At 59.0% G+C, this 10,296-nt stretch carries 11 protein-coding genes; 4 read left to right on the plus strand and 7 right to left on the minus strand.

Annotation, left to right across the window (positions count from 1 at the left end; genetic code table 11):
- Nucleotides 1-54 precede the first annotated feature (54 nt).
- Together PFY00_RS15795 and rpe are read left to right on the plus strand one after the other, a co-directional pair.
- Complete coding sequence (locus PFY00_RS15795; protein WP_271433551.1) at nucleotides 55-990, plus strand: 2-hydroxyacid dehydrogenase; 936 nt, start codon at nucleotides 55-57, stop codon at nucleotides 988-990.
- 30 nt (nucleotides 991-1,020) lie between these two features.
- The gene (rpe, locus tag PFY00_RS15800; protein WP_271433552.1) at nucleotides 1,021-1,707 is read left to right on the plus strand and encodes a ribulose-phosphate 3-epimerase; all 687 of its coding nucleotides are present in this window, start codon (nucleotides 1,021-1,023) and stop codon (nucleotides 1,705-1,707) included.
- Nucleotides 1,708-1,781: 74 nt separating this feature from the next.
- Here the strand turns inward: rpe and PFY00_RS15805 are convergent, their stop codons facing one another.
- From PFY00_RS15805 to PFY00_RS15825, 5 genes are read right to left on the minus strand one after another with little or no spacing between them, the layout of a single operon-like run.
- A complete protein-coding gene (locus PFY00_RS15805) occupies nucleotides 1,782-2,177 on the minus strand; it encodes a PaaI family thioesterase (RefSeq protein WP_271433553.1) in 396 nt (131 codons plus the stop codon).
- On the minus strand, nucleotides 2,170-3,183 hold the full coding sequence (locus PFY00_RS15810) for a phosphotransferase family protein (RefSeq protein ID WP_271433554.1): 1,014 nt from the start codon (nucleotides 3,181-3,183) through the stop codon (nucleotides 2,170-2,172). Before PFY00_RS15810 ends, PFY00_RS15805 begins: the two co-directional genes overlap by 8 nt.
- A gap of 50 nt (nucleotides 3,184-3,233) precedes the next feature.
- The gene (locus tag PFY00_RS15815; RefSeq protein ID WP_271433555.1) at nucleotides 3,234-4,466 is read right to left on the minus strand and encodes an acyl-CoA dehydrogenase family protein; all 1,233 of its coding nucleotides are present in this window, start codon (nucleotides 4,464-4,466) and stop codon (nucleotides 3,234-3,236) included.
- A 49-nt stretch (nucleotides 4,467-4,515) separates the two neighbouring features.
- Nucleotides 4,516-4,953, minus strand: coding sequence for a MaoC family dehydratase (locus PFY00_RS15820; protein ID WP_271433556.1), 438 nt, complete (start codon nucleotides 4,951-4,953; stop codon nucleotides 4,516-4,518).
- Complete coding sequence (locus tag PFY00_RS15825) at nucleotides 4,943-6,577, minus strand: long-chain-fatty-acid--CoA ligase (RefSeq protein ID WP_271433557.1); 1,635 nt, start codon at nucleotides 6,575-6,577, stop codon at nucleotides 4,943-4,945. The genes PFY00_RS15820 and PFY00_RS15825 overlap by 11 nt, the downstream gene beginning before the upstream one ends.
- 98 nt (nucleotides 6,578-6,675) lie before the next feature.
- Between PFY00_RS15825 and PFY00_RS15830 the strand changes: the two genes are divergently transcribed.
- Nucleotides 6,676-7,695 (plus strand): NADP-dependent oxidoreductase, encoded by a 1,020-nt coding sequence (locus PFY00_RS15830; protein WP_271433558.1) that lies wholly within the window; start codon nucleotides 6,676-6,678, stop codon nucleotides 7,693-7,695.
- Nucleotides 7,696-7,745: 50 nt separating this feature from the next.
- On the opposite strand, the gene PFY00_RS15835 is transcribed toward PFY00_RS15830, so the two are convergent.
- Nucleotides 7,746-8,498 carry a cytochrome c biogenesis CcdA family protein gene (locus tag PFY00_RS15835; protein WP_271433559.1) on the minus strand — a complete coding sequence of 251 codons (753 nt, stop codon included), beginning with the start codon at nucleotides 8,496-8,498 and terminating at the stop codon, nucleotides 7,746-7,748.
- A gap of 92 nt (nucleotides 8,499-8,590) precedes the next feature.
- Here PFY00_RS15835 and PFY00_RS15840 point away from each other — a divergent pair, with 92 nt between their 5' ends.
- Nucleotides 8,591-8,815: a sulfurtransferase TusA family protein gene (locus tag PFY00_RS15840; RefSeq protein WP_271433560.1), complete on the plus strand. Its 225-nt coding sequence runs from the start codon at nucleotides 8,591-8,593 to the stop codon at nucleotides 8,813-8,815.
- Here the strand turns inward: PFY00_RS15840 and PFY00_RS15845 are convergent.
- The gene (locus PFY00_RS15845) at nucleotides 8,812-10,014 is read right to left on the minus strand and encodes a hydantoinase/carbamoylase family amidase (protein WP_271433561.1); all 1,203 of its coding nucleotides are present in this window, start codon (nucleotides 10,012-10,014) and stop codon (nucleotides 8,812-8,814) included. The two genes, PFY00_RS15840 and PFY00_RS15845, sit on opposite strands and share 4 nt — an antisense overlap.
- Nucleotides 10,015-10,296 lie beyond the last annotated feature (282 nt).

Raw genomic sequence — 10,296 nt, forward strand, 5'->3', positions numbered from 1 at the left:
TTCCCGGCACCGTGCCTGCGCTAACGCTAAGGCGAACAAAACAAGAGGCCGATCATGTCGACCACCGTGCTTTTCGCCGCGCGAGACACCCGCTGGGACATTTACGAGCCGCTCTTGCGTGCTGCGCTGGATGAGCGTGGTCTCGATTATCGCCTTGGGACAGACTTTGAGCCGCAAGAGGTAGACTACATCGTCTACGCTCCCGATTCTCATCTGCAGGATTTTACGCCCTATACAAAGCTGAAGGCCGTGTTGAACCTTTGGGCCGGCGTCGAAGGCATAACCGGCAACCAGACGCTGCGTGCGCCGCTGGCGCGCATGGTCGATGACCAAGGCCTGACACAAGGCATGGTCGAATGGGTGACAGGTCATGTGCTGCGGCACCATCTGGGCATGGACAGCCACATATTGAATCCCGACCACGCATGGAGCCCCAATGCGCCACCGCTTGCTCCGGAAAGGCCAGTCACGATTCTTGGCCTCGGCGCCTTGGGCATCGCCTGCGGCCAGGCGCTTGCCCAGCTCGGTTTCGACGTGACAGGCTGGAGCCGTACAGCAAAATCGGTCGAGGGGCTGCGCTGCCTGAATGGACCTGAAGGGCTTTCAGATGCTTTGACCGGCGCACAGATTGTCGTTCTGCTGCTGCCTGACACGCCACATACGCAGAACATTCTGGATGCCGCTGCCATGGCAAAACTTGAAACCGGCGCCGCGGTTATCAACCCGGGCCGCGGCCCCCTGATCGACGATGAAGCGCTTCTGGCGGCCCTGGACAGTGGTCAGATCAGCCATGCGACACTGGATGTCTTTCGGATTGAACCACTGCCCGAAGACCATCCGTTCTGGGCGCATCCCGGCATTACGGTAACACCGCACATCGCGTCAGAAACCCGCCCCGCAACCGCAGCACAGGTTGTTGCTGACAATATTGCCCGCGGAGAAAACGGCGCGCCATTCTTGCATCTTGTGGACCGGGCCGCAGGCTATTAACCCAAGGCGCGAAACCACAGGAGAGCTGCCATGTCCTTTGACCGTTCCATCAAGATCGCCCCGTCTATCCTTTCTGCCGATTTTGCCAATTTTGGTGCCGAGATCCGCGCGATCGAAGATCAGGGTGCTGACTGGGTCCACGTTGATGTGATGGACGGACACTTTGTGCCGAACCTGACTTTTGGCCCAATGGCGGTGAAGGCCTTTCGGCCCCATGTCAAAACGGTGATGGACGTGCATCTGATGATCGCACCCGTGGATCCTTATATCGATGCCTATGCAGATGCCGGTGCCGATGTTCTGACCGCCCACGTCGAAGCAGGCCCCCACATCCACCGCACCTTGCAGGCCATTCGTGGCGCAGGCATGAAAGCCGGTGTTGCGCTCAATCCGGGCACCCCGGCCGAAGCTGTGGCGCACTTGCTGGATCTGACCGATCTGATCTGTGTGATGACCGTCAACCCCGGCTTCGGCGGGCAGAAATTCATCGACATGACAGCCAAGGTGCGCGCACTGCGGGGCATGATCGGCGATCGCCCGGTGCACATTGAAATCGATGGAGGTGTGGATCCAAATACTGCGCCATTGGTGGTGCAGGCAGGCGCTGATGTTCTGGTCGCCGGCTCGGCAGTCTTCAAGGGCGGATCAGTCGACAACCCGGAGGTCTATGGCGCAAACATGCAGGCGATCCGCCAAAGCATAAGCGGTGCATCCTGAATTTGCCCGCGAACCGGGGCTCTGCCCCGGACCCCGGGATATTTAAAGCACAAAGAAACGCAAGCAGAACCGGATCAACGCCGATAGCGAAATGTTCCGGTTCCTTTGGCGATCAATTCGCCGGTTTCGTCCTTGATGCTGCCTTCGGCAAAAAAGGTGCTCCGGCCGCCACCGGTCCTAACCCCTTCAGCAATGAAAATCTTGCCGCGCGGCCGTGACAGGTATTGCACGTTCAACGTCAGGGTCAGGCACATTTGCCGGACGTCCGGATCACCGGTCCAGCAGCCCGCATAGCCCATCACGGTATCGAGCAACGAAGCATGGGCCCCGCCATGTGGATTTCCGTGACGGTTCATGATGTGATCCGCAAGCGGCAGATGAAAACAGGCATAGTCCTGACGCCAGTCCTGCATCTGCATGCCAAGGTGTTCGGCATAGGCGTAGGGTGCCTCGAAGAATTGTTCATCCATGTGCTGTTCTCGCTTCCAGACCCAGTTCAGCGAACCGGGGGACAAAAGTCCCCAGCCGCAAGGCCTTTTGCGGATTGGACGCATTGCCATCAAGCGCGCGTTTCTTCACGCCCTGCAAAATGGCCGCCATACGGAAGAAGGCGAAGGCCACGAAAAACCCAAAGCCGGATGGACGCCCAATGCCTCGGGCTTGGCAGTAAAGATCAATAAACGCATCGTCGGAAGGCAGACCAAGCGCCGACCGGTTGACCCCCGCCAAGCCGCGGCCTTCGTCTCCGGGCGGCAATTGCCACTGCATGATGACACCCGCCAGATCCGCAAAGGGATGGCCCAATGTCGACAATTCCCAATCCAGCACAGCCAGCACCCGATGGCCATCCGGCTCCAGTAACAGATTGTCGATCCGGTAGTCCCCATGAACCAGCGTGCGTTGGCCGTCATCGGGCGGCATGTTGGACTCCAACCAGTCCATCAGAGCCTCCATGACCGGCAAATCTTCGGTCTGCGAAGCACGGTACTGCTTGGACCAGCGGGCCAGCTGCCGTTCGTAGTAATTGCCGGGCGGGCCATAGTCAGAAAGGCCCAAGGCCTCAAGATCAACGTCGTGAATCGCTGCCAGAACACGGATCATATCGGACACAATGGCACCGCGACGTTCCGGCGCCGCACCCGGCATTGACGGATCCACGATACTCGCGCCCTCGACCAGGCTCATGATATAGAACATGGAACCAATGACAGTGTCATCATCGCACAGCGCCAGCATCTGTGGCACCGGCACAGCGGTCCCGGCCAAAGCCTGTTGCACGCGAAATTCGCGATCCACCGCATGGGCTGATTTCAGCAAAACACCGGGCGGTTTGCGGCGCAGCACATAGGCCCCTGACGGACTGTCCAGACGAAACGTCGGATTGGACTGGCCCACATCAAATTTCGTTGCACGCAGCGGGCCTTCGAAATCCGGCACATGTGCCGCCATCCACTGCGAAACCCGATCGAGGTCCATACTGCACCCTGTTTCTTCTCTGTTCAAATACTCAAATCCGGCATCCGCCGCTAAGCGCCGTTGCCGGTATATTTGCGCAACTCTGCGCGCGCCACTTGCCGGCGATGAACTGCGTCCGGTCCGTCTGCAAAGCGCAACGTGCGAATATGTGTCCACATATGCGCCAGATCGAAATCCTGACTGATGCCGCCAGCCCCATGCAACTGCATGGCTTCGTCCACCACTTTGCCCGCCATCAGCGGCGCAACAACCTTGATCTTCGAAATCCATGGCTGGGCCGCGCGCACCCCGGCGGTATCCATCATCCAGGCCGCCTTGAGGCATAGCAGACGGGCCATCTCAATCTCCATCCGGGCATTGGCAATAATGTCGTAATTCGCGCCAAGATCTGCGATTTTCTTCCCAAAGGCTTCGCGATCCAATCCGCGCCGGCACATCATTTCGAGCGCTTTTTCCGCCTGCCCGATTGCGCGCATGCAGTGATGAATGCGCCCGGGCCCAAGGCGCCCCTGTGCCACCTCAAAGCCGCGCCCTTCGCCCAGCACGACATTTTTGGCCGGAACCCGCACGTCCGTGAACCGAATGTGCATGTGCCCGTGCGGCGCATCATCCTGTCCAAAGACCTGCATCGGTCTGAGCACGTCGATACCCGGCGTATCCGGATCCATCACGAACATCGTGTGTCGGGCATGCTTGGATGCGTCAGGGTCGGTACAAGCCATCAGGATATAAAGACCGCAGCGCGGATCACCTGCGCCCGAAATCCACCACTTTTCACCATTCAGAACGAAATCATCCCCATCGCGCCGCGCCTCAAAGGCCAACTGCGCAGCATCAGAGGAGGCAATGTTCGGCTCGGTCATCACATAGGCCGACCGAATATCCCCATTCAGAAGTGGCTCCAGCCACCGCTCTTTCATCCAGTCCTCGCCATAGCGTTCCAGCACTTCCATATTGCCGGTGTCGGGCGCATTGCAGTTGAAGACTTCGGCAGCGATCGGCACCTTGCCCATCTCTTCGGCCAAATAGGCATACTCGACGGTGCTCAGCCCGTATCCACGATCCGAACCGGTCAGCCAGAAATTCCACAAGCCCCGTTCGCGTGCCTTGGCCTTAAGACCATTGAGGATTTCGAGCTGCCGCTCCGTATGGTGAAAACGTCCCTTTGGATGTTTGCCAACTTCGGCGTGAAACTCGGAATCGAGCGGGGCAATATCATCTTCGATCATGCGCCGCACTTTTTCGATCAGCGGTGCCACCCGCTCGGTCACTCCAAGGTCCATCCCTGTCTCCGTTCTATGTTTTGCCAATCCGGGACTGGCCTGTTTTCTGTCAGTTCAAATACAAGCGTGTGATCCACGCAGCAGCAAGTGCCGGACGGTCTTTGCCTTCGATTTCCACCGAGACATCCCACTGAACATTCAACCAACCATCGCCTTCATCGACACCCGCGACGGAAAAATGTCCCCGGATACGACTGCCCACCGTCACAGGTGCAACAAAGCGAACCCGGTCAAATCCATAGTTGACCGAGGTCTTGTAGCCGGAAAGCCCGTCAAAAACCTGATAGGCCATGGAGGACAGCATCGAAAGCGTCAGAAACCCATGCGCAATTGCTCCGTCGAACCCTGCTTGGCGCCCGGCATCGGCGTCCAGATGAACCCCCTGCCAGTCTTCGGTCGTGTCCGCAAATGCCTTGACCTGAGCCGCATCGAGCGTGATCCACTCGGTCTGACAAGGGGCCATGCCCCGCAATTCGTCAGCCAGCATCCGGCCACCGGAAATCACTGAATTGATCGCGCAATGTCAGTTTGGAAACTTTTCCGGTCGCGGTCAGGGGCAACTCGCTTGAGTAGGCAATGTCGTCAGGGAATTGCCATTTGGCCAAATGCGGTTCCATCAGCGCATGGATGTCCTCGAGTCCCGGTTTGTCATCTTCGTCCTTTGGCACGACAACGATCAACGGGCGCTCGTCCCATTTGGGATGCGGAATCGCGATAACAGCACAGTTGGCCACCTTGGGGTGGGCCATCGCGATGTTTTCCAGATCAATGGAACTGATCCATTCACCGCCCGATTTGATCAGATCCTTGGACCGGTCCTGAATATAGAGGAAGCCATCCGGATCGATGCTGGCCACATCGCCGGTTCCAAACCAGCCTTCGGCATCCATGGCAGCCTTGCTGGCGTCTTCGTTGTTGAAATAACCCGAAATGATTGTGTTGCCGCGCACGTACAGCTCGCCAATCGAGGTGCCATCATGCGGCTGCCTGCTGCCATCTTCGCCCACGATCTTCAGCTCGACCCCGAAGACGCGACGACCTTGCTTGGATTTCAGCGCCATTTGCTCTTCGAACGGCAGCTCCTTCATCGGAGCCGAAAGCTGGCCATGAGTGCCAACCGGCGACATTTCCGTCATGCCCCATGCGTGACAGACATCAACGCCTTGGTTTTCAAAGAATTCGATCATCGCACGCGGCGCAGCCGATCCGCCGATCACCACTTGATCAAGCGCCGAGGGTTTCGCGGAACGCGCCTCCATCTCGGCACGCAGGCCCAGCCAAACGGTCGGAACCCCCCAACTGGCCGTGACATGTTCAGCTTCCATAAGGTCGAACAAGGACGACCCGTCCAGTTTCGCGCCCGGCATGATCAGCGATGCCCCCACCAAGGGCGTCGCATAGGGCAAACCCCAGGAATTGACGTGGAACATGGGCACCACCGGCAAAACGCGCGCACCTTCATAGAGCGAACGCGAAATGGTGATCGCCAGATACATGGCGTGCAAAACAGTCGAACGATGCGAATAGAGCGCACCCTTGGGATTGCCCGTGGTTCCCGAGGTGTAGCACAACGCAGCTGCCGTATCTTCGGGCAGTTCAGGCCAATCGAAAGTTTCGGACTGACCTGCCAGCAATTCTTCGTAGCAGAGCAAATCCACCGCACTTTCGGGCATATGGGCCCGGTCTGTCATCACCACCAGTTTCAGACCTTCCGGCAGATGGTTGGCCAGGGCTTCGATCAACGGAACAAATGTCATGTCAATAAAGAGCGCTTTGTCCCCGGCATGCCCGATGATGTACAGCATCTGTTCAGCCGACAGCCGTGGATTGATGGTGTGGCAAACCGCACCCATGCCACTGATGCCGTAGTAAAGCTCAAAGTGCCGGTATCCGTTCCACGCCAGCGTGGCGACCCGATCGCCTTGTTCGATCCCGATGCTGGCAAGACCATGCGCCAGCTGGCCGACCCGTGCAAAGGTTTGCCGATAGCTCTGACGGTGCAAATCTCCCTCAGTCCGAACGGAAACTATTTCACCTGCCGGATGCGCTTCGGCGCCGTACCGCAATATCTCGATGATCGAGAGCGGCATATTCATCATCATTCCCTGCATCCCAGCCTCCCCTTGCTGTTCGCGTCTGTGCCACTAGAGTGGCCGGGGCCGCACCCAAAGCGCAACCGCTTTCACACAATCTGACGTCAGGAGAGCCTATGTCCAGCACGATGCAACGAATTACCCTGGCCCGCCGCCCGTCTGGACAGCCCGTTCCCGAGGACTTTGCGCTCCAAAGCGCGCCAATCCCTTCGCCCGGCGAAGGTGAGGTTCTGATTGCGGTCAGTCATCTGTCACTGGATCCTTACATGCGCGGGCGCATGGACGACGTAAAAAGCTATGCCCCCTCTGTGGGCATCGGCGAAACCATGACCGGTCAGGGCGTTGGTCGGGTTATCGCCAGCAAGGCAGACGGCTTTGCCGAGGGTGATCTGGTCACCGGCATCACCGGCTGGGCCAGCCACGCCGTTTTGCCGGGGTCCGAACTGCGCAAACTGCCCGACGGGTTGCAGCCATCCTTGGCTTTGGGCGTTCTGGGCATGCCCGGCTTCACCGCATGGGTCGGGCTGCGCAAATATGCCGACCTCAAAGCCGGTGAAACGCTGGCCGTAGCGGCCGCGACCGGCCCTGTCGGCTCAATGGTCGGGCAAATCGCCAAAGCCGCAGGACTGCGGACCATTGCGATTGCAGGCGGAGACGAAAAAACCAAGCTGGCCACCAATCACTTTGGATTTGACGCAGCAATCGACCACCGTGCCCATGCAGACGCCCGTGCGCTACGTGCGGCCTTGGTCGAACAGGCCCCCGATGGGGTCGATGTCTATTGGGAAAACGTTGGTGGCAAGGTACTCGAAGCTGTTCTGCCGCTGATGAACGTTCACGGACGTATTCCCCTGTGTGGTACGATATCGTGGTATAGCGGGCTCGACGGTGATGGCACCGATCGCCTGCCAATGCTTTGGCGCTCTGTTCTGGTCAAACGCCTGCGGATTTCCGGCTTGATCGTTTTTGATCACTGGGACCTGTTCGACGAATTCCTTGCTGACATAGGGCCCAAGGTCATGGCCGGGAAAATCGCCTATCTCGAAGATGTCGCACAGGGCCTTGAGGCCGCACCCGAAGCCTTTATCGGCATGTTGCAGGGCAAAAACCGGGGCAAACAGGTCGTCGCCATCTGAGCTTCCGGCTGTGCCCAACCGGACTGAAATCGGGTCGCCGCAGGTCGCGGCTAGCCCAGAGCGCCCAGTACCGGAAAGGTTTCAAGCAACCAGAATGCCAGCGCTGAAAACGCACCTGTGACCAAGGCCAGTCCGACAGCGATCAACAGCAAGCCCATGATCTTCTCGATCAGGTTCATGTGCTTTTTGATCCGGTTCATCAGCCCCATGGCACGGGTGATGAAAACCGCGGCCAGCAAGAACGGAATGCCCAGCCCCGCGGCGTAGACCGCAAGCAGCGCTGTTCCGCGTGCGACCGAGGATTCTTGCGCCGCCAGCGACAGGATCGCCCCCAGTTGCGGGCCGATGCAGGGCGTCCATCCAAAGGCAAAGGCAAGCCCCAGTATATAGGCCCCAAATGCTGACCCGCCCGCTTCGCCCGTTTCAATCCGCGCCTCACGGTCCAGAAACGGGATGCGAAACACGCCAAGGAAATGCAACCCGAACACAATCACCACAACGCCGGAAATGCGCGCCAGCAGAATCTGGTTTTGCAAAAAGAACATACCAAGCCAACTGGCCGTGAACCCGAGAAACACAAACACCGTGGACAACCCGAGCACAAAGAAGAGAGCCGCCAGAATGACCCGGGCCCGGGCCTGCGCGGTGCCTTGCATTTCCCCCATGCTCATGCCCGACATGAACGCCAGATATGGCGGGACAATGGGCAGCACACAGGGGCTCAGGAAAGACAGGGTCCCGGCCACAAGGGCAACCAGCATCGCTGGCAGAAAGGACGCGTCGATGATCTCGATTCCAAACATGCTCCACAGATAGTCGCTATCTTGCCCGCCGTCACTGCGCGCGCTGTCACATCCCTGTGGACCTTTTGTAACAAGCGCCCTAAATCCCGGTTATGAGCAATGATCTTGATGCCATCGGCCTTCTGTGCCCCCTGCCCGTTCTCAAAGCCCGCAAGCGGCTTTCTGCGTTGAACCCCGGTGATATTCTGGAAATGCGCACAGACGATCCGGCGGCCGTGATTGATGTGCCTCACTTCTGCAACGAAGCCGGTCACACGCTGATATCCTCAGCTGAAAATGGCGCCGTAACCACCTGGACCATCCGCAAGGGGTCTTAACCGGCGCTGAACGCCTCAACTGCTTGCGCAAGAACCCTCAGGCCCAGCACCAGATCGGCTTCCTCCGTATCTTCGGCAAAGGCATGGCTTATCCCGCCTATCGAGGGCACGAACAACATGCCCGTCGGCATGAGCGCCGCTACATTCGATGCGTCGTGCAGCGCGCCAGACGGCATGCTCCGCCACAGCCCACGCGCATACTGCTGTGCGGATTGTTCCAGCGCTGAACGCATGGCCGGTGCCATTGCCACCGGCTCGACCCCCAGCACCGGCCCGAGATCAACCAACATCCCCATAGCCGAGGCGATCTCTTGCGCGGTCTCGTCGATGATCCGCTCCATCCGCGCCAACCGGTCCACATCTGCATCCCGCCACTGCATCGAAAAGCGGACGCAGCCCGGAACAATTGAATGCGCACCCGGATGCAGATCAACATGACCGATGGTCCAGACGGTCTGCGGCGTGACAACATTGGCAAACCGGGCATTCAGCTCGGTGTTGAACCCGGCCAGCGCCTGAAACGCGTCCTTACGCAGCGCCATCGGTGTTGTTCCGGCATGGTTCTGTTCACCGGTGAAGGTGATAACCCGGTCACGAATGCCAACAATCGACTCAACCACACCAATCTTTTCGCCGGTCCCGTCCATGACCGGCCCTTGCTCGATGTGCATTTCCAGAAAGCCGGAGAACTGGTCATGCCGAACCCATGGTCCCAACCGACTTCCCATAGCTGCGCGAGCATCCTCAAGCGAGACCCCTGCGCTATCCGTCAGCGCCAGCGCCTGACTCTCTTCCAGAACACCGGCCCAAACCGCGCTGCCGGTTGTCACGCCAAAGCGGCCTTCCTCATCCTGAAAGGACACAACCGAAACAGCGGGCCCGCCACTTTCACGCGCGGCCCGAGCAATCTCCAGCCCGGCAATGACACCCAGTGCGCCGTCCAGCCAGCCCCCTTCCGGCTGGCTGTCGGAATGCGATCCAACCAGGATCGAGGGCTGATCGGCAAGCCCGAAAAGCGATCCAACCGGATCAAACTGAACCTCAAGCCCGGCCTCTCGCATGCGCTCGGCCAACCAATCACGCGCTGCAATATCATCCGGCGAATAGGCCGGGCGTACCACGCCTTTTCCAACGCCCGCGGCCCCAATCGCCCGCAACGCGTGCAGGTCCTGCAAAAACCGCTCTTCGTTCAACTGCATGCTGGCTCCCGGATTTTGTGTGCTGCAAATATCCTGCGAGGAGTCGCGACCAAAAGGCAAGACGGGGGACAAACCCCCGTCTTTTCACGCATATCAGATGTCACCACGAAAACACCCGGTGGAATTACTCCGCCGCGACCTGCCCCTTGGACAGCCCGGCTTTTTCGACTCTGACGGCTGAGTATTTGAACTCTGGTATTTTTCCGTAAGGGTCGAGTGCTGGGTTTGTGAGGATGTTTGCGGCGGCTTCGACGTATGCGAAGGGCAGGAAGACCATGTCCT

This window comes from Thalassococcus lentus, from assembly GCF_028023555.1.
In the GTDB taxonomy this organism is placed as follows: domain Bacteria; phylum Pseudomonadota; class Alphaproteobacteria; order Rhodobacterales; family Rhodobacteraceae; genus Thalassococcus_A; species Thalassococcus_A lentus.